The sequence below is a fragment of the Thalassoroseus sp. genome, from assembly GCF_984380535.1.
On record NZ_CFHRBF010000002.1, the window covers coordinates 417386 to 436003 of the forward strand.

General features: G+C 53.1%; 18 protein-coding genes. 7 read left to right on the forward strand and 11 right to left on the reverse strand.

The annotated features are described in order from the left end of the window. Nucleotides 1-35 precede the first annotated feature (35 nt). The 7 genes from AC5DDB_RS03985 to AC5DDB_RS04015 form a co-directional block, all read right to left on the reverse strand. Complete coding sequence (locus tag AC5DDB_RS03985) at nt 36-2402, reverse strand: arylsulfatase (RefSeq protein ID WP_491738383.1); 2367 nt, start codon at nt 2400-2402, stop codon at nt 36-38. A gap of 763 nt (nt 2403-3165) precedes the next feature. After that, the gene (locus AC5DDB_RS03990) at nt 3166-3735 is read right to left on the reverse strand and encodes a DUF6891 domain-containing protein (protein WP_491738384.1); all 570 of its coding nucleotides are present in this window, start codon (nt 3733-3735) and stop codon (nt 3166-3168) included. 112 nt (nt 3736-3847) lie between these two features. Further along, on the reverse strand, nt 3848-4345 hold the full coding sequence (locus AC5DDB_RS03995) for a hypothetical protein (protein WP_491738385.1): 498 nt from the start codon (nt 4343-4345) through the stop codon (nt 3848-3850). Nucleotides 4346-4451: 106 nt separating this feature from the next. Next, nucleotides 4452-5036, reverse strand: a complete 585-nt coding sequence (locus AC5DDB_RS04000) for a HEAT repeat domain-containing protein (RefSeq protein ID WP_491738386.1) — start codon at nt 5034-5036, stop codon at nt 4452-4454. A gap of 199 nt (nt 5037-5235) precedes the next feature. Further along, nucleotides 5236-5775, reverse strand: a complete 540-nt coding sequence (locus tag AC5DDB_RS04005) for a DUF4303 domain-containing protein (protein WP_491738387.1) — start codon at nt 5773-5775, stop codon at nt 5236-5238. 120 nt (nt 5776-5895) lie between these two features. Beyond that, the gene (locus AC5DDB_RS04010; RefSeq protein ID WP_491738388.1) at nt 5896-6264 is read right to left on the reverse strand and encodes an immunity 22 family protein; all 369 of its coding nucleotides are present in this window, start codon (nt 6262-6264) and stop codon (nt 5896-5898) included. Nucleotides 6265-6353: 89 nt separating this feature from the next. Then, nucleotides 6354-6989, reverse strand: a complete 636-nt coding sequence (locus tag AC5DDB_RS04015) for a tetratricopeptide repeat protein (protein WP_491738389.1) — start codon at nt 6987-6989, stop codon at nt 6354-6356. A 164-nt stretch (nt 6990-7153) separates the two neighbouring features. On the opposite strand from AC5DDB_RS04015, the gene AC5DDB_RS04020 reads away from it, so the two are divergent. Beyond that, on the forward strand, nt 7154-7741 hold the full coding sequence (locus AC5DDB_RS04020; protein ID WP_491738521.1) for a site-specific integrase: 588 nt from the start codon (nt 7154-7156) through the stop codon (nt 7739-7741). Here AC5DDB_RS04020 and AC5DDB_RS04025 read toward each other — a convergent pair. Continuing rightward, nucleotides 7663-8658, reverse strand: a complete 996-nt coding sequence (locus tag AC5DDB_RS04025; RefSeq protein ID WP_491738390.1) for an NAD(P)H-dependent glycerol-3-phosphate dehydrogenase — start codon at nt 8656-8658, stop codon at nt 7663-7665. The two genes, AC5DDB_RS04020 and AC5DDB_RS04025, sit on opposite strands and share 79 nt — an antisense overlap. 254 nt (nt 8659-8912) lie before the next feature. On the opposite strand from AC5DDB_RS04025, the gene AC5DDB_RS04030 reads away from it, so the two are divergent. Both AC5DDB_RS04030 and AC5DDB_RS04035 read left to right on the forward strand, forming a co-directional pair. Continuing rightward, complete coding sequence (locus AC5DDB_RS04030) at nt 8913-9146, forward strand: hypothetical protein (protein WP_491738391.1); 234 nt, start codon at nt 8913-8915, stop codon at nt 9144-9146. A 65-nt stretch (nt 9147-9211) separates the two neighbouring features. Further along, on the forward strand, nt 9212-9454 hold the full coding sequence (locus AC5DDB_RS04035; protein WP_491738392.1) for a carbon storage regulator: 243 nt from the start codon (nt 9212-9214) through the stop codon (nt 9452-9454). Here AC5DDB_RS04035 and AC5DDB_RS04040 read toward each other — a convergent pair. Continuing rightward, a complete protein-coding gene (locus AC5DDB_RS04040) occupies nt 9342-11837 on the reverse strand; it encodes an esterase/lipase family protein (protein WP_491738393.1) in 2496 nt (831 codons plus the stop codon). The two genes, AC5DDB_RS04035 and AC5DDB_RS04040, sit on opposite strands and share 113 nt — an antisense overlap. A 379-nt stretch (nt 11838-12216) precedes the next feature. Here AC5DDB_RS04040 and AC5DDB_RS04045 point away from each other — a divergent pair, with 379 nt between their 5' ends. After that, nucleotides 12217-13221: a S1C family serine protease gene (locus AC5DDB_RS04045; protein ID WP_491738394.1), complete on the forward strand. Its 1005-nt coding sequence runs from the start codon at nt 12217-12219 to the stop codon at nt 13219-13221. A 79-nt stretch (nt 13222-13300) separates the two neighbouring features. After that, nucleotides 13301-14392 carry a S1C family serine protease gene (locus AC5DDB_RS04050; protein WP_491738395.1) on the forward strand — a complete coding sequence of 364 codons (1092 nt, stop codon included), beginning with the start codon at nt 13301-13303 and terminating at the stop codon, nt 14390-14392. Between the two features lie 56 nt (nt 14393-14448). On the opposite strand, the gene AC5DDB_RS04055 is transcribed toward AC5DDB_RS04050, so the two are convergent. Next, a complete protein-coding gene (locus tag AC5DDB_RS04055) occupies nt 14449-15498 on the reverse strand; it encodes a ThiF family adenylyltransferase (RefSeq protein ID WP_491738396.1) in 1050 nt (349 codons plus the stop codon). Nucleotides 15499-15877: 379 nt separating this feature from the next. On the opposite strand from AC5DDB_RS04055, the gene AC5DDB_RS04060 reads away from it, so the two are divergent. Then, nucleotides 15878-16873 (forward strand): DUF1559 domain-containing protein, encoded by a 996-nt coding sequence (locus tag AC5DDB_RS04060; protein WP_491738397.1) that lies wholly within the window; start codon nt 15878-15880, stop codon nt 16871-16873. Between the two features lie 59 nt (nt 16874-16932). Further along, entirely contained in the window at nt 16933-17391 is a 459-nt protein-coding gene (locus AC5DDB_RS04065; protein ID WP_491738398.1) for a carboxypeptidase-like regulatory domain-containing protein, read from the forward strand. A 141-nt stretch (nt 17392-17532) separates the two neighbouring features. Here AC5DDB_RS04065 and AC5DDB_RS04070 read toward each other — a convergent pair whose 3' ends face one another. Further along, the gene (locus AC5DDB_RS04070; protein ID WP_491738399.1) at nt 17533-18594 is read right to left on the reverse strand and encodes a 3-deoxy-7-phosphoheptulonate synthase; all 1062 of its coding nucleotides are present in this window, start codon (nt 18592-18594) and stop codon (nt 17533-17535) included. Nucleotides 18595-18618: the final 24 nt, after the last annotated feature.

An 18618-nucleotide genomic window follows, 5' to 3' on the forward strand; every position in this document is an offset into this window, starting at 1 on the left:
TATGCTTTGCCATCCCAGTCTATTCGCCTAGGCCACTAGTCATCATAGGCGATCTTCGTCGTCTTTAATGTGCCTGTGAACTTGTAGGGCTTCTGGTCGTAATAAAATTCAGAGACGGGCGAACCGAGGTCGCTACCTAAGTCGAGGCAATCGTTCGCTGTAAATGTTAGCGGTGCGGAGCGTGGCACCTGACCGCCTGCGACCTTCTTGCCGTTCACTTTCAATGCAATTTCGCCAACGAGGTTTGGCTTGACGAATTTGAATTGGCTGACGACTTCAAACTGCACATTTCCGGCGGGCACCCGTTTCTCCGATCGGAACTTCGTGCGTTCGATCTCGAATAGGTTGTACTCGTAGCAAAGGTAACCATCATCTAGGTAGCATGTTAGACCGCCGGAGAAACCACCGAGAGCATAGAGCACGCCGTTCGCTTTCTCAGGCACTACGGCCTCGATGGTTACCGTGTTCGATCGAGCTCCAAGTGCTGGGGCTGCGAATTCTGGCATTCGGTTGATAGCCCCCGTAAAAGTCCATTTGTTATATGGAGGAGCTGGTCTGTCTTCGGGATGCAGCACTGGCACCCATAAACCCCCACCAATCGGCAGATTCTTGTTCTTTGTCGATTCGATCATGAACAATTCTTTCATATCCCGAACCTTCTCCGGCATCTTCGCTGCCAAATCGTTGGCTTGACTCCAATCCTCTTTCAGGTTGTAGAGTTCCCAGGTGTCGTTGCGTGGGTCCCACGACGACAGGTCTATCGAGCCGGGCGTCCAAGGCGTTCGGGGGCCAAAGGTACTAGCGATCCAACCATCGTGGTAAATCGCTCGGCTACCCATGATGTCAAAAAACTGTGTCTTACGCTGGTCTTCAGCTTCAGGGTCGCTGAACGTGTATTGCAAGCTGATTCCGTCGATCGGATCCTGAGGCACGCCATTAATCTCGCGAGGCAGCGTGATACCTAGGACTTCGTAGACTGTGGGCGCGATGTCGACGACGTGATGAAATTGAGACCGTGGCGTTTTGTCGGCTTGTAGTTTCTTAGGCCAGCTCACTGCCATCGGCTGACGCGTTCCGCCAAAGTGCGCAGCGACTAGTTTTGTACTCTTATAGGGAGTGCTTCCAGCCCATGCCCATCCTGCGTGATACATGTTGTCGGTTTTCGCCGAGCCTAGCACGTCGAGACCGCCCAGTTGATTGAGCGCTCGGATATGGTCTTCGATTTTCGTAGCGATGCCGTTTTGGGCAAGCAACTCGCTGATCGTGCCATGCTGACCTTCGGCACTAGAGCCGTTATCACCCCAGATATAGAAGACGAGTGTATTATCGAGTTGCTCCAGCCGCTCGAGTTCATCAAGGATTCGCCCCGCGTGATGGTCAGCGTGTTCCGAAAACCCGGCGAACACTTCCATCAGACGACGTTGGAACGGCTTTTGATCCTCGGGAATCGAGTCCCAAGCGGCTAGCGAATCAGGACGCGGAGTCAGTTGAGTGTCCTCTGGAATCCAGCCGAGTTTCTTAGCCCGCGCAAACACCCGTTCCCGATACTTGTCCCAGCCGTCGTCAAACTTTCCTTGATACTTGTCGGCCCATTCTTTCGGAACTTGATGAGGACCGTGGGAAGCTCCAGTTGCCCAGTACATGAAGAATGGTTTGTCGGGTAAGAAGGCTTGTTGTTCACGGAGCCACAAGATCGCATCGTCGGCGATATCTCCCGTCAAATGATACTCGCTGCCGTCATCAAGTTTTTCGGGAGTTTCAACCGAAGTGGTGTTTCGAACCAAGTGTGGTTCATATTGCGAAGCCTCCCCCGCTAGGAATCCGTAAAAGTACTCAAAGCCGTAGCCTGTCGGCCAATAATCAAAAGGCCCTTTCGATGTGGTTTGCTCCGCTGGCGTATTATGCCACTTGCCCCATGCCGCGGTGTTGTATCCATAATCTTTAAGCACCTCGGCTAAAGTGCCACTCGATTTCGGAATCGTACCGCTAAACCCATCCCAATCGTTGGCTAGTTCAGCAATTTGTCCGTTACCGACTCGCGTATGATTGCGGCCGGTCAGGAGGGACGCCCGTGTCGGAGAGCACATGGCCGTCGAGTGAAATCGATTGTATGAAATGCCGGCATTGGCAACACGAGAGAGATTCGGAGTGTGAACTTCGCCTCCGTAGGTATCGGGTGTTCCTGGTCCGACATCATCGATCAGGATGATCAAGATGTTTGGTGCATCTGCCGGAAGTCGTCGAGGATCCACGCGTTTGTTATACACCGATTCCTGCATCGTGGGGCCAGCAACAGACGCCGAAGGTGTGGGCGGAAACGGCAGCAATTCTTGTGCGTGAGTCAACCCAGAGGGTAGTAGTGCCAGACTACAGAAGACCAGCGCACCAAGCTCTCTCATCATTTTGGGCTCCAGCAAATTAAAATGCATTGAATCAGTCGACCGCTCACACAGCGAGATCAAGCACATCCGATTTGAAACTCGCACAGCGAGAAAATAAAACACATAAATATGTGTCATTCTTAACCATTGGGGCCCGACTAGCAGAGGCATAGCATACCGAGATGCTCCCGCGATGTCGTCTTTGAGACCGGGTCTACGTCCCAAAATCTCAAATCATTTTCACCACTAAAGCGCAGATATCATGAATGTTGTGTGTTATTTCTAGTTTGCCTAGCAGTGCAAATCGCTGGCCCTCTCGAAATCGCTGGAAATACTATGGGGCGAGACGGCAGTTCCCACCCGGCCGTTAGTCATTTCGATAGCGTGACTCACCAGCTCATGGTCGGATTGACCATAGTATTAACGAGCTAAATGGAGATGTGGGCACGTTGGGCCCAAACATAAACGGACAAGAATCGAAGCATGCGAATAAGAAAATGTTCCGCACAGCGGACACGACTTGGCTAATCGAGACCGCCGTTGTCGTTGATTCGAATTCCCGCATGAGCGTGAAGTGCAGATCGTTCGCAAGGTCGTCTTCGGGATACCTCACGCGGCTGAATCTGTGGCATAACGACCAAGATCAGCGGGCGGAACAGACCAACCCGAAAAAGTTTAGCCAATCGAAAAAACATAAACGAAGCGAAGGACGCGGAAAAACCGCGCCCCGAGTTCCGCTCTGGTGCATCGCCTTGTTATGCCGCGTTTTGCAGTAGACATCTAGTTATCGTCTCCGACGCCAAACTAGACCATTGATCGAAATAGGGCTGTTCATGCTTCCGTTCCATTCGGCATTGAGGCCGACGTTTTGCAATTCTTGAACGACAGCGTGACCAACCCGTTGTAGGCATTCTTCGTCTTCTGCGACGGAGCCATAGGCCATGAACAGTCGGCCGGTCTTCACGGCGTCTTCGGTACATTGCAGATGATAGAAAACATATCCATCAACTGGATGTCGTTCTTCGACTTCTTCGATTTCGTTCCATATTTCCCGGTGGCCGCAATTGAGGCAACAACTGAAATTCTGTCGTGCCACGATTTGTTGTGTGTTCAATGCGGCGAATGCGCGATCCAGTTTTTCGCAGTCCGTTTCGCCTTGCCAGTCGTTTTGTGTTCGCCGATAGTCCGCGAGAATCTCCGCCGTGAGACTTTTGATTTCCGATTCGACGTTTTCGCGACCGTAAGATTCGGAGGCGTATGCGGTCGCCTCTTCGACGATTTCGTGAACGGTATCGAAACCTTCGACGATGCGATCGGCAATAAAGGAGCGGATATTGTCCAAGTCCTGTGTCATACGGCTGCCTTTAGCGACATAACGTCACGCGTCACCGGGTACACGCGCGAGATTCTCAACTTCAAAACCGCCTGACTCGCGTACTCCGGTGCACGCGATTATTACCCGCGAATCACTGATCCCACCATGGGGGAAACGTATCAGCAGCAATTAGGCGTCCCGAACCACCCGACGCATTTTCTCCGGTCAGGATGAACTCTCCGCTGTCCTTGGAGGAAAATTGCAGGTCGCACGTATCCGCAATCGCGCGGAATACAGATTCGGCCGAATCACCAGTGACGGTCAGTTCGATCGGTTTTGATGCCAATGCGGGTGGATCAACTATCACCGTGCAGTCGTAGTGCCTACAGATGTACTGGAGCATTGTACCAAGAAAGTGTTTCGATGCGACGAATTCGGTCGTCCCATCGTCGCCACTTGGTTTGCTCGTAACAATGCCAGCATCGTATTCACCGATGGTAGTCCAAGGTGAATTTCGCTTCTCATCCATTGGCTGTTTCTCCGTGTCCGGTTTATTCTCCGTGTCCGGCTTGGATGTTTCGGAGCAGCCGATCGCGACAAGCAGCATGATCGCAGACGCGAGCTTTGCGAAACGACGGGTTGCGATCATGTATGAATCTTCGCTTCAGTCGGGTAACGACCCGCATCACGGAGTGGCGGGTGTTGACGTTGATTTCAAAATGCGCTGGCCACCGCCGCTCCCGTGCATGCGTTGGTTATTTGCCTTCATTGCGTTGTTGGCAGTGACTCAGGAACAATAAAGCCTGTTCCCGTAACGCTGTCAAATCAATTCCATCTGGATTAAGACTGCGCAATCCACCGTCAAATCGCCTCTGAGTCCATTCTGTCTCCATCATCTCGTCGAGTGCTGTCGCGGCACAACCACTCGGTGTATGACCGGTTTCACATGCTTCGTGATCATTGTCGAGAATCTCGATCAGCACGGGGATGGACTTTATCGGGTTTTGGCCACCAAGCCCCGAAACAGCGCAACCTCTGACGAATGGCGAGCAATCAGTTGTCGCGAGTTCGATGAGTCGTTGTAAACAGGAGTCGCAACGCATTTGCGAGAGCGTCCGAGCGGTTTCTCCACGTACAAACTCGTTCTCGTCGTTAAGCAGTTTCAGTATGAATGGGGCTGCGTTCTCTCGGCGTACCCAGATCAATAATTCCCCTGCATATCGGCGCAAGCATTCATACGGATCTTCGATAGCAAGTTCGGCCCGTGAAAGAATTGATTCCATTTTGATCTGGTTGCGAAGCTCATCACGGCGATCTTCGTAATCTGGGTGCCACCTCACGAAGTGGAATTCATTGAGTAGCCGAAACAGGTCCGGATCCCGGCACTCACTTGGCGGCTCAGGTAAGAACTTGCGGTAGTCCACGATTGTTTTAGCAAATAACGTCCGCGATAACCGAATCGCATCGCTTGATTTTCAATTGTCAAGAACGACGACTCCGCGACTTCGGTTCATCGCATAGTTCGCCGCGATCTGTCCATCATTCACCAAATTCCGACGCGAATTCCGCATAGACCTCAGGCGAGTTTAGCAACTTGGCCGATCGATTCAAAATAGAATCGCCCGAGTCAGACAGCCAAATAACCAGATACGGCACACCGTCGAATGTATTGTCGTTTCGAAGAGCCTGCATTGCGTCCAGAACAGCTTGATAGACCGAGTTAACAAACGAGTCATCGACTGAGACATCATCTGATGATTTGGTCGCTGTCAGCAATGCTTTCAGTTCACGATTGACGGCGTCGAATCCATCATGAACGTAGTTCTGCCATTCATCGACGGAATATCGGTAGTACGATTGGCCGCGATTACTATCGTCGATATCAGATTCACAGTTGAACGCGACCGCAATCGTAGTTGGGTCGAATGCCGTGTAGTAGTCCGGTGGAAGGACAGCGTATCCGTAGAAATCAATGCCGGTCTGATGGAGTGAAGCGACATGGCGCTTGATGTCAGCGATGATAGCCATTCGAAGTTGAGAGAAACCATCAGGCGGTTGCTCGTGTGGTTGGTTAGGCATGATTCTCTCAGTAGGCGAACGTCCAAAATCACCGGGTTGCCACCAGCGACGTTGATTCTAATTTGCAGCCGGTCGGCAACTCCGGTGCATGGGGTTGTTGTGCCGCTTTTGTCGTTGGCCTCAGTCCTGAACAAAACAAGGAAAGCAGCCAACGTAAGTCAGCATCGGGTCGCCCTCAACATCCTGAGGGGTGTCGAATTCTCCTTGGTCGCCCGCAATGATCGCATTGTAATCGTTGCCTGCTCGTTTCAGTAGCTCATCACGGGTTTCTGCGGGAAGTTGGATCCGGTCGCACAGGTGGTCCAGCCGGCCATCAGCGTCGAATTCGGCGAATACGAAGTCGTGATCGTAGAAAGTCTTGTTTTGATCACGAGCAAACTGATTGATGGGTTCGCCGTCAAAGTATTCGTCTGGTTCAGCAAAGTACGATTCCAATGACTCCTCATCACGGAAGCGTGCGAGCCAAAAGTGACATCGGTCCAAATTCATCAAACCATCGCTTGCAGCACAACGCCAAACGTAACCAGGCGTCGACATAACGTATTGATTTCAGTTTCCGCCGGATTCGCCGCTCCGGTTCACGGCTTTGTTATGCGATTTGGTAGTTGCTGTACTAGCCGCCTTAGCCTGTTCCTTACTGAGTCGTCATTTGGGTTCAACGCCAGAGTTCTTTCGTAATGAGCTATTGCTCTAGGTACATCGCCGTTCGCGTCGAATGCCATACCAAGGACGCGATGGCAGTCGCCGTCAGCCTCGGCAATGTCGAGTGCCTTTGACAAGTAGTCAATCGCGAGATCGTACTGCTGCTGCTCGTAGGCAACGCATCCCAATCCATAATACGCACTTGCACATGACGCATCCACTTCCAGCGCCCGCAGGTACTGTGTTTGTGCATCTTCATAATTATGCTCGAAGCAAAAGCTCGTCCCAAGCGCAGTGAAGCCAACGGGATCGTCTGGGTATTTTTCGATCGCTTTCTTATACAGTACCTTTGCAGCATCGACGTCGCCGTCTTTCAGGTGCTGGCCCGCTCGCACATAAAGATCTGACTTGAAAGTGTCGTACGTGAAGTCAGAGTTGTCTATCACGCCGTCGAAGTGGTTCAGTTCATCGTGGTGCGATGATTGCCGGGGATTGGCGCGATCACAACCAACTGGCAACGTGCAGAAGGCGAGAAGACTGAAGCAAGCGTATATAATTGATCTCGACTGCATCGGGCTTCGCAGAGTTATGATTATCTCTCAAATTTCGTAAAAAGTATCGCAGTGAGTACCATTTGTCAACTAGTTGCAACTACACAACATACGTCAGATACTATTCGTGAATTGACAGAGCAAACTTGTGCGGCTCAATTTTTGGATGAAAACCCGACCAATCCATTGCGGCTTGTAAGGTCCGGCGTCTGGCTACCCGTACGACACAAACATATCGCCGGTGGATCGAAGAGTTTCTTCGTTTCCATCGGAAAAAGATCGGTGAATGGATTCATCCAGAGACGATGGGCGAACAAGAGGTGGAAGCGTTTCTGACACCCGTCGCGGTTAATCGCAGGCTTGCAGCCAACACGCAAAACCAAGCACTCGGCGCGATTCTATTTTTTTACCGAAATGCCTTACGAAAGTCGCTAGGGTCGCTGGATGCAGTTCGGGCCAATCAGTCGAAGCGTCTTCCAACTGTGCTCTCGAAATCGGACATCCAACCGGCTGTTTGCGGTGCTTCCCGAATCGCTGTTTCCATGATTGTGATTCGAACCTCACATCAAACAACCTTTTGCTGGTCCACAGCCCAAACAGAAATCCTTCTCGGTCACCCCGCGAATGAGAGAACGGTCCGCCCAGCGGACCCTACTCCGCTGCAATTCTGCGTCTCACGACGAGAGCAATGGTATCACTCGCCGCGGGGGGGACGTAGCATTAGGGTGTCGGTGCCTTCTTCGGGGGATTTGTTGTCGAAGAGGACGCGGTAGACTTCGGTGGTGATGGGCATGTCGATGCCGCGTTGTTCGGCTAACTCGAAGACGCTGCTGGTCGTGGTCACGCCTTCGGCGACGGCATCCATACTGTTGAGGATCTGGTCGAGCGTTTCGCCTTTGCCGAGACGTTCCCCGACTTTGCGATTGCGGCTGTAGGGACTGATGCAGGTCGTGATCAAGTCGCCGATGCCGGCTAGGCCGGAGAACGTGCTGGCTTCGGCTCCCATCGCGACACCGAAGCGGGTCATTTCGACCAAGCCACGCGTGAGCAATGCACTCTTGGCGTTGTCGCCGTAGCCGAGACCGTCGCAAATGCCGGCGGCGATTGCGATCACGTTCTTCAATGCCCCGGCGAGTTCCACGCCGACGATGTCGGAATTCGTGTAAACGCGGAATCGGTCGGTGCTGAAAATTTCTTGAACACGTTTGGCAAGCGTCACATCTCCACTGGCAGCCACAACGGTCGCGGGGAGACGGCGGGCGATTTCTTCCGCATGACTCGGTCCGCCGAGTGTGACCACGGGACGGTGCCCGAGCACATCTTCGATGACCTCACTCGGCCGCATGAAGGTTTGGTTCTCCAACCCCTTGATCACGCTGACCACCGAACGGTTGCCGGTGAGATGCGGTTTGAGGCCGATCAGCGCTTGGCGGAGGAATTTCGTGGGGATCGCGATCACGAGGAATTCCGAGTCTGCAACAGCAGCATCGATATCGCTGGTGATCTCGACGGATTCGGGAATCGGAACTCCGGGCAACAACCGGCGATTTTCCCGGTGCGTCCGCATGTCGGCGGCTCGCTCCGCATCGCGGGCCCACAAAGCCACACGCTGTTCCGGATTCTCAGTCAGCAGCGTGCAACAAGCCGTCGCCATTGCACCGCCGCCGAGAAGAGCAATTTTAGTCGTCATGGGTGTCCGCTTGATCGGCTGCCGGAGGAATGAAGCCGCCTGATTAGTTCACGTCGGAACGCTTTTCCGACGTCAAAGAAAAAAACAATTTGCGGCTGTCGGAATCAGGACCTAAGTTCTTGTATGGCCCACTCTCGCTTGACCGTATCACGGTCTTCTGTCTTCGCAGTGAATACGACGAACCATCATGTTCACGCACTTCCGCGAGCCAGAACCCGTTACGGTTCAATGTGAACCGCTCTTGGAGTAGTTTAATGAATACCGTGACCGAGCAGAAGTCAACACAGTTTGTCGATCGTCGTCAAAACCGCGATTCCGAATATTCCGGTCCGAATCGTCGGCAATTCCGGGATTCCCACGATTCGTTGCGTCCCGAGGTGAAGGAACTTGCCGAAGCCGTCGACGAATACAAGGCCGTCCACCGTCGACGCTTCATCACATACGAAGAACTCCTGAGTGTGATCGAGGGTCTTGGCTACCACAAATAACAGTTCGCCAAGCTGTCGAAAAATTTTTTCGCCAAGCCCAATTCGCCCATCGACGTTTTGTGCACATGCGCTACAATCGTACCACGGATGGTACGCAAACCGACATTGAAAGGATTCAGAATATGCTGGTGGTCACCCGAAAGTTGGGCGAGCAGATTCAGATTGGCGACGACATTCAACTCACCGTTACCCAGATCAACGGCGATCGGATTCGGTTGGGAATATCAGCCCCTCGGGAAATCCCGGTGGTGCGTCGCGAGTTAATTCCGGTTGAGACACCTCAGTTTGTCGAGATGGTCCCGGAGTGACAATTGGCAGAGTCTGGCTCGGTTGATGAACCGATATTTGGCGTTGGGGACGTGGGTTCGGTTGTCCGCTGTTAGGGACGATCGTTGGCCATGCGGTAGGTGTTGGCGTCTTTATTCCTTGTTCGCTCTGCCTAGGAACGACGGAATTGGGCCGAGACGACCAAACACCGCGGTTCGAGTCAAACTGCTGCTTCTGCGATGAGTCGATCGCTGGCGGAGAAGTCCAAACGCCATCTTGCGACGCCGTCCTCGGCTTCGGGACAGCTGCGAATTGGGGTGGTGGAATCATCCGTTCTAGCTGCGGATGCTGTGGAACCTGCTGATAGGTTAAACGCGACGGCACACGCGGCTGACTTGGCATTTTCTGAACGGGTGTCGAGATTTGCCCCCCTCCTCCGCTTGAGGGGACAACATTCGCAGGTGCGGGTGTAAGTTCCTGGTGGTCGAGCAACTGAATAGGTGATTGACGGTTTGTGGCGTCGAGCAAATGCTCCCGAAGTATCCGGCGAAGTTCCAGAATTGTGCGGGGGTGTCGATGGACCATGCTATGTTCGGCCGGAACGACAATTTCCGATACCACGTCCTCCCGATGGGCACTGTTGAATGCGACCACGCCGTCAGTGTTCCGCTCTAATGGACGATCGGTGTGCTTGACGCCGACAATGTTGTGATAGGTCACGCCCTCGGGACGTGTTGTGTTGTGCATCACCTGTAAGATCGGCGAGTCTGGCGACAGAGAATCGATGCTCGTGGAACCACCTAATGGTCCATGAGCCCGAAACGCCCGCGGATTGAGTGTCAGCAACTGTTGCGTTGTCTGAAGGGTCAATTGTGGAATGGCGATCAGCCGTCGTGCCAACCATTTGGTGACGGAATTCGCATATTCACTCCCTCGATGCGGGCTAGCAATGGTAACCACTCGCCGGACGGCGGAGTCGCCCTCGAAATAGTACAATCGCTGGAGATCTCGTTTGACCTCCTCGGAAGCACTGACCTGCGCCAACGGTGTATGGCTGACGGCAGCCCAATAGTCATCGTGGCTGTCGTAGGTGATGAGCCGGGAAATCAGCCCGCCCATACTATGTCCGACGACCACCATTTCGCCCAGTTTATTGTTCGGATCGCGACTCCCGAACGACTGCCGGACCTCGGCCAAGTCCTCCCGTAAATCGGCGGCAGATTTCCAAAACGGATCGGCAGTCGGGTACAAATAGAACCAAAACTGGTAGTTCTCCCGTAGAACGGGATCACTACGAAGATCGTTGAGAGCTTCCATCCAAGTCATCGGACTGGACCACAAACCGTGTACCATTAGCACAGGTATCTTCCCCGGTTGATACGGCTGCACCATATACAACCCGGCCACACGACGAAGTTTTTCCGGGCGGAGCAATCCAAATGTCTCCACTTGGTGCATCGCGGGATTGTCCAGAAAGTAGGCCAACGGCGTGCTGATATCAGATTCGATCGGCACCATCCGGTCTGCAACCCGGACCTGCTGGATTTCGAGCGGATCGTACAGTTCCACCGTCGCCGACAACCGCTTTTTGCCGTCGGATGTTTCTTGGGGTTCCAGACGAAGAAACGCCGTCACCGGGAAGCTAAACCCTTTGGCGTAATACTGTTCCATCTCAGGACGATGCACCCCTGACCGGCGAATCGCGATCAAAGGCACGCCCAATCCGCTTTGACGATGATGGTTCAACAGTCCTTTGAGATTGTAATCCGAGACAAACTGGAACGACTCGAAATCGTCGGCAGTCCAATTGAAACCGCGTGGCTCGATGGAAACATCGATTGTCCGACCACAGTTTTCGAACGTGTACTGAGTGCCGGGTGTGAACCGTCCCTGCGACTGTGCAATTCGCAGACACTTCTCCAAAGCCGTGTTATAGACAACACTTGCGCCGCGAAACTGAGGATCGTAAGGGTTTCGACCTTCATTCAATCTGGGGTCGAACAGGTATCCATATGCGAATGCGACGGCATTCATATAAAAATCTGCGGCCTGATCGGGATGCAGTAATTCTGCCCGTGCAGCGGCGACGTAACTCAATTCCGCCAAAGCATATGCGGTTTCTGCTGTTGGTTCCGCATCGTGAAATTGCGAGAGTTCTGCGATGGTCGCCGAGATGTCGCGTCCACCATCCGGTGGCAACGCATAGCGTCGCAACACAAGAACGGTGCGTTCGCTCGGTTTCGGTCCGCCGCGTGCGTAGAGATTTAGCGTATCTGCAAGCGGATTCTTAGGTTCCGGTCGCAACTCGACAAACCGATCCGCCGCACATCCCGACAGTTGAAACCAGCCGCACCACCCTATCACCACGATCAAAAGCAATCGTCGCGTCGCGAGATTCCGAGCATATCTCGAAGGACCGCTCATGTGGCATGCGAGAAAAGTGGAGTCCGAAATGGAAGGCTGGGGGTTATATCAATGGTGAGAATCTCGAAAGATACTGAGCCAAATGGGGCGGAAGGATACGCAATTTCGCAAACCGGTCAATGCCAAGCGAAACGCGAGCCTCAAAACATGTGAACATAAAACCACACCAACAATGCTTCATCGCTCCAAGTGTCGGCTGAAAATGACAGAATTCAAATTCGTTGATGGGTCGTATTTTTTCCGCTCGACGCGTAACAACTCTGGAAAATAGTTGTCAAACGCTAGTGGAGACGTTTAACGTAGTATGTTGACCAATTGCGACATCACTCGATCGGCCCCACGTTACTGGTATGCCGGCTGAATGAATAAGGGAATTTGTATGCTTCGAACGACGCTTGTTTTCGCCGTCACACTGGCAAGCGGTCTGCCCTTCTTCGCCGGAAACTCCTCGACGCTTCAAGCTGAGGAAGTCGTCACGGTCTATCGGAAGTTGCTTCCGGAGTCGATCGACGATCTGCGGACACTCGAAAAAGCCGTCCGCGATGTCACGAAGAAAGTGATGACAAGCACGGTGGGTGTCCAGGTTGGGCCGTCACAAGGTAGCGGAGTGATTGTCAGCGAAGACGGTTATGTTCTGACGGCAGCTCACGTTGTGGGCGGTAGCGGACGTTCGGTCGTGATTACCCTGTCCGACGGCCAAGAAGTTTCCGGGACCTCCCTCGGACTCAATGCCAAAAGTGATACCGCACTCATCAAGATCAACAAACCCGGAAAATGGCCCGCCGTCAAAATGGGTGATTCCGATGCCGTGCGGGTGGGAGACTGGTGTTTGTCATTGGGGCACCCAGGTGGGTATCAAGCAGATCGCCCGCCCGTTCTCCGTGTAGGTCGTGTGCTGCTGAAATACCGTCAAGTCTTGCAGTCGGACTGTACCCTGATCGGTGGGGACTCTGGCGGACCGCTATTCGACTTGAACGGCGAAGTGATCGGAATCCACAGTCGAATCGGCGAACGAACTAGCTGGAATTTCCATGTGCCGGTGGAACTCTATCAGAAAAACTGGGATAAGTTGGTCGCCGGCCAACCGTTCGACTTGGCAGCCGATATGGTGGAAGTCGCCTATCTTGGGGTCGGTGGCGATGACCACTCGGAAGGCGTATTGATTACCGTCATCGGTGAAGACACACCCGCTGCGGAAGCGGGTTTGTTAGAAGGTGACATTGTTGTCAGCGTGGATGGAAATCCGGTCACAGGTTTCAATAGTTTGGCCAACCGTATTCGACGTTACCAACCGAAGGACAAAGTCGCGCTCGAAATTATCCGAGGCGACGAGAAACGGATCATCTCGGTGACTTTGACCGGTCGACGGGTAGCGGCCGAATAACGCGACTGGACGAACGGTTCCCACCATCAATAATTCGATTCCGACATCACACTGCAACGGCTACATTTGGAATAAACCTATGGTTTCGCGACCCAGCCTTCAGATCTCAGCTTGGCGACGTTTGTTTCAATCCGTGTTAGTGCTCGCGGGTTTGTTACTCTGCCCGACGTTCGTCACAGCCGAGGAGGCCTTGCGTCCGGCGTTCTATAAAAACGCTCCCGCGTTTCGCAGCGCGTTCAGCCAAGTGGTGGCTGATGTCAATCGATCGGTCGTTCGTGTGCTATCTGGCGAACGTCAACGGGCGTTGGGGACGATTGTGGATTCCCAAGGCCACATCATTACGAAAGCCAGCGAACTGCGAGGTGATATCGAAGTCGAACTTCGCAACGGTAAGACATATCCCGCCGACTTGATCGGTATTGATGACGACTACGATTTAGCCATGATCAAAATCGATGCTGACAACCTTTCGGCGGTGAACCTGGCAACTGAAGGTGCTGTCGAAGCGGGTCAGTGGTTTGTCAGTGCCGGGATGGATGATTCCCCGACGTCTGTCGGTGTTGTCAGCGTTCCACTGCGAAAACTTCCGCCGGCCCGTGGGATTTTGGGGATCGGTATCGAAGATGCCCCCAACGGCCATACGCAAATTACTACGGTCTACCCCAATAGCGGTGCCGAGCGGGCTGGTCTGCGTGTGGGAGACGTTGTTTCGCAGGTTGCCGGCCAGTTGGTTCAATCGGCTGATGCGTTGGCATCCGTCATTGGTAGTCACCGGCCTGGTGAAACGATTACTCTGGAAGTGATGCGGAACGACAAATCCCTCACCATTCGCGCTAAGTTGGGACAGGCTGAGCCGCGTTTGCTGTTTGATCGACAACGCTTCCAAAACCGTATGGGTGGCAAACTGAGCCGACGTCGCACTGGGTTCCCAGCCGTCATCCAACACGATTCCGTGTTAGAGCCACAGGAATGTGGCGGGCCGGTTTTAGATCTTTCCGGGAATGTCGTGGGGATCAACATCGCTCGTGCCGGACGCATTGAGTCTTACAGCGTCCCCGCAAGTATTGTTTTCAATCTTCTTGAAGACTTGAAATCGGGCAAGCTCGCACCGGAATCGACAGAGGAGCAACTTGTCTCCGAAGAAGCAGATCCCATTGATGAAGTGAAATAGCAGTCGGCTTGGAACAGTTCCGCATTTTGCGAAAGTTCGTCACGCCGAAAGCTTTTTTAAGTCCCGATATATCTCGCGTAGATTCCCCGCGCGACGGCTGGGTCTTCCGTGCCCTGAATGATGGCACGACCATCGCGGAAGACTGTCACCTCATAATCAGGCGAGTTCAATTTCAGTCGCAGCAAGAATTTGTTGGCACTCACCGAACCCACGCCCTGTAACCGTTCTTTCAGACGTTCGAAATCCGGACTTTCCGAATTCGGCGGCGAGACTTGCACCGAGTTCCGCCCGCAAAGCACGGTGCTTTCCGCTCCCTGCTTTCCGTCGAGCCATTCTCGTTTGCCTTCGTGACATGCCGGGCAATTCGATGTCTCACGCAGGTCTGCGACGTTCATCTGTCGCAAGGTGCCTTCCCAGACGTCGACAATCGTAAGTTTCGGTTCAACAGCTTCCGGGCCGCCCGCTAAAATCTTCATCGCCGTCACTGCTTCGAGCGATGCGACCACGTTGACCGCCGGGCCGATCACACCAGCCGTGTCACAGGTTTCAGTCGTACCGGGAGCTGGGACCGACTCGATCAAGCATCGCAAGCAGCCAGTCTTGCCTGGGAAAATCGGCATCGTCTGCCCGTGACTTCCGATGACGCCTGCATAAACCCAAGGCAAACCGGTGGCGTGTGAGGCATCGTTCATCAAGAATCGCACTTCGAAATTGTCGGTGCCATCGAGAATCAGATCGACATCATTGGCGAACTTCAAGATGTTCGTATGATCGATGTCGGCAACAATGCCCTCCACTTCGACATCACGATTAATCCGACGCAGCTTTCTCTCTGCAGCAATCGCCTTCGGAAGTTGCTCCGCGATGTCATCCTCATCAAATAGGACCTGTCGCTGGAGGTTGCTGATCTCGACAAAGTCGCGATCGACGATTCGCACCGTCCCCACGCCGGCCCGAACTAATGCATCCGAAAGCACACTTCCTAACGCACCGCACCCACAAATCAGCACGCGACTTTTCTGCAAAGCAAGTTGCCCGTCTTCGCCGAGTCCTGCGAATAAAGTCTGCTTGTGATAACGATGCGTTGTTGACTGTTTCGAGGACACGATCGAAGACTCTGCAGAGATGCAAGTGTTGAAATCAAAACCCTAGTCAGTCTTAACGTTCGCCAACCGGGATTTCAACGTCGTCCACCTGAGCGACAGCCACTGAAGATGCTTGTTAATGTCGCATGAGTGCTTAACCACGGGTCAAACATAGCCTCTTCAAATCCCTTTCGAGGCTCTAAAGAGACTTTAAAGTCGTTGGGTATCGTCGATTTATCAGCGATGTCGCTTTACATCAACACAGCGGCATGCGATTTGCTTTCGACTTCCCTCGGCGTTCTGCCACTCATTCTGATTAATTTCTGTACGGTTTCGACAGTACCGTTGCGCTCGAACTCATCTCATCTTATTGGACTCTATTTTTCCAAGAGGACTAGGCATGCGTCGACAACGATTTGGATTCACGCTTATTGAGTTATTGGTCGTGATTGCAATTATCGCAATCCTCATCGCGTTGCTTTTACCCGCAGTTCAGCAGGCACGCGAGGCGGCACGGAGAACCGAATGCAAGAACAACCTCAAGCAAATGGGTTTGGCTCTTCACAACTTCAATGATACTCACGGACGGCTACCCGCAGCCCTCATTCATTCCGGTCGCTACAACAACTCCAATGCCACGCCTTACAAGGGACCAGAAGTCGACTACACCGGTCAGACTTATCAAGTCTATAACCACACGGGCTTCGTCGCGATGCTCCCTTACCTCGAGCAAAACAACTTGTTTGAACAATACGACTACCAGTACGTTGCCAGCACTTCGAGTCCTTACGGTATTCCAACTGGTCCAGACCCTGACCCCAACCCGAACCGTGCGGTGGCATCCACACTGATCAAGGTCTACGCATGCCCTTCAGACAACGAACCACCGACAGTCAACTCGGGTGCTGGTGGAACGGGATTTTATGAACGTGAAGACCTTCGCCGGAGCAACTATCTTTTTAGCACCGGAGCATACACTGACTATGATGCCCCCTGGGATCAAAAGTCATCGACAGCACGGGGCGCTTTCGGCAATGACGGTGCCGCCGCCCTTGGAAAAATCATTGATGGCACGAGCAATACACTCGGCATTGGTGAATCGAAACAGTTGCATACCAGTTCAAGTTACGGGCCATACTGGGGTGCAGGGACTCACACCGCGGTTCACGGGCGTGGCTATTACAGCAACTTCACGCCGAATTACCCCTATGGCAATTGTTCCGGAAACGCCAACCGCAAATGTCAGTATGCTTGGGGCTTCGGAAGCAACCATCCAGGCGGAACGAACTTCGTGATGCTTGATGGTTCGGTTCGCTTAGTGAATGACAGCATCAACTACTTGACGTTCCGCTATATGCAAACGCCAGATGGTGGTGAAGTTGTTGAGTTCGAATAAGGATCAGTACCGAAGATTTCACATCTGCTTGCACTACTCTAAGTTGAGAATTACGAAAAATGCGACCACAGCAAATTGCACGTCTTGTGCTGTTAGCCGGAGTTGTCTTTAACACTTATGGGTGTGGTAGTAGTAACCCCGCGGCACCCGATGTTTCAGGGGTGGTTACTTTAGACGACACACCCTTGCCCGGGGCAGTCGTTAGGTTGCTACCGAATGATCCACAGAGCCGAGCCGCCACAGTCAAGACAAACGAATCTGGAATGTTCATCATCGAACCACATCCCACGACTGGCGAAACGCTATCACCTGGGACTTATAAAATCGTGATTTCGAAGGTAGTCGATCAACAAGGGAATGCAATTGAGGATGAAGATGTCGATCAACTTAAGGCCGCTGGCATGGCTCGTGAGACACTGCCTGGCAAGTACAGTCGCCCAGACATGACGGAACTTAAGGCCGAGATCAAGATCGACGAGCCGAACGAACTTATGTTCCCACTCTCAGGAGCGGGCTGAAAGTTAGAGCAATTGTAATTGAAACGAATTCGACTCAAACGAGAAAGAACTCGATGGCATGCAATGGTATGCCATCGAGTTCTTAATTCACGTGACCATGTCGAGTTCTCACATCGCCGCTACTATCAATAGCGAACAAAACTAGCCGACGGGAGCGGGCTCGTTCGCTAGTTCTTCGTAAGCTGCTGAGATGATGTCCTCGGTTTCGTCCCAACCGATGCAGCCGTCGGTGATCGAAATCCCGTATTCGAGATTAGCCGGATCATCCAGCTTTTGATTACCCGCGAAGAGATTGCTTTCGAGCATCATACCAATGACAGTGTCATTGCCCGCGATCCGCTGCGCAAGCACGTTCCGCCATACATCACCCTGTTTGCGGTAATCCTTATCGGAATTCGCGTGGCTACAATCGACCATGAACCGCGAGGGCAAGTTGGCCGCTGCGAGTCTTTCGGTGGCATCCTGAAGATGTCTCTCGGAGTAATTCGGACCGGACCGACCACCGCGTAAGATCAAATGCCCATCTGGATTACCGGTGGTCTGCACGATACATGTTTTGCCCTCAGCGTCGATGCCCAGAAACGAGTGTTCGGCTCGAGCCGCTCGCATTGCATTGATGGCCACATCCAAATCGCCGTCGGTGCCGTTCTTGTACCCCACCGGCATGGACAGACCACTCGCCATTTGGCGGTGTGTGGGGGATTCTGTAGTACGGGCCCCGATCGATGCCAACGATACCAGGTCCGCGATGTATTGCGGCGTAATCGGTTCGAGCATCTCCGTTGCGGCGGGCAATCCTAAATCGGCGATTTCCAGAAGAATCTCACGGGCTCGTCGCAGCCCTAACCCGATATCGAAGGTGTCGTTGAGATGCGGATCATTGATCAACCCCTTCCACCCCACCGTGGTTCGTGGTTTTTCGAAGTAAACCCGCATCACCAGAACCATCCGATCGGCAACATGGTCCGAAAGTGACTTCAACTTCCGGGCATATTCCAACCCGGATTGTCGATTGTGAATCGAACACGGGCCCACCACGACAATCAGCCGACGGTCTTCACCCGCCAGAATTCGCTTGATGTCCGCACGAGCCGTGTCGACACCGTCATAATGCCTGTCGCTCGCCGGAAGTTCGGTCTTCAGATCGCGAGGCGAGATGAGGGGCACGGTATCTCGAACGTGTAAATCTTGGGTCTCAGGCATGATGAATCGAACAATCAAAACGCA

Coding starts and splice junctions, on each gene's coding strand:
- AC5DDB_RS04045 (WP_491738394.1), top strand. CDS start 12,217: ATGCTTCGAACGACGCTTGTTTTCGCCGTCACACTGGCAAGCGGTCTG.
- AC5DDB_RS04070 (WP_491738399.1), bottom strand. CDS start 18,594: ATGCCTGAGACCCAAGATTTACACGTTCGAGATACCGTGCCCCTCATC.
- AC5DDB_RS04050 (WP_491738395.1), top strand. CDS start 13,301: ATGGTTTCGCGACCCAGCCTTCAGATCTCAGCTTGGCGACGTTTGTTT.
- AC5DDB_RS04035 (WP_491738392.1), top strand. CDS start 9,212: ATGCGCTACAATCGTACCACGGATGGTACGCAAACCGACATTGAAAGG.
- AC5DDB_RS04065 (WP_491738398.1), top strand. CDS start 16,933: ATGCGACCACAGCAAATTGCACGTCTTGTGCTGTTAGCCGGAGTTGTC.
- AC5DDB_RS04040 (WP_491738393.1), bottom strand. CDS start 11,837: ATGAGCGGTCCTTCGAGATATGCTCGGAATCTCGCGACGCGACGATTG.
- AC5DDB_RS03990 (WP_491738384.1), bottom strand. CDS start 3,735: ATGACACAGGACTTGGACAATATCCGCTCCTTTATTGCCGATCGCATC.
- AC5DDB_RS03985 (WP_491738383.1), bottom strand. CDS start 2,402: ATGATGAGAGAGCTTGGTGCGCTGGTCTTCTGTAGTCTGGCACTACTA.
- AC5DDB_RS04005 (WP_491738387.1), bottom strand. CDS start 5,775: ATGCCTAACCAACCACACGAGCAACCGCCTGATGGTTTCTCTCAACTT.
- AC5DDB_RS04060 (WP_491738397.1), top strand. CDS start 15,878: ATGCGTCGACAACGATTTGGATTCACGCTTATTGAGTTATTGGTCGTG.
- AC5DDB_RS04030 (WP_491738391.1), top strand. CDS start 8,913: ATGAATACCGTGACCGAGCAGAAGTCAACACAGTTTGTCGATCGTCGT.
- AC5DDB_RS04025 (WP_491738390.1), bottom strand. CDS start 8,658: ATGACGACTAAAATTGCTCTTCTCGGCGGCGGTGCAATGGCGACGGCT.
- AC5DDB_RS03995 (WP_491738385.1), bottom strand. CDS start 4,345: ATGATCGCAACCCGTCGTTTCGCAAAGCTCGCGTCTGCGATCATGCTG.
- AC5DDB_RS04010 (WP_491738388.1), bottom strand. CDS start 6,264: ATGAATTTGGACCGATGTCACTTTTGGCTCGCACGCTTCCGTGATGAG.
- AC5DDB_RS04015 (WP_491738389.1), bottom strand. CDS start 6,989: ATGCAGTCGAGATCAATTATATACGCTTGCTTCAGTCTTCTCGCCTTC.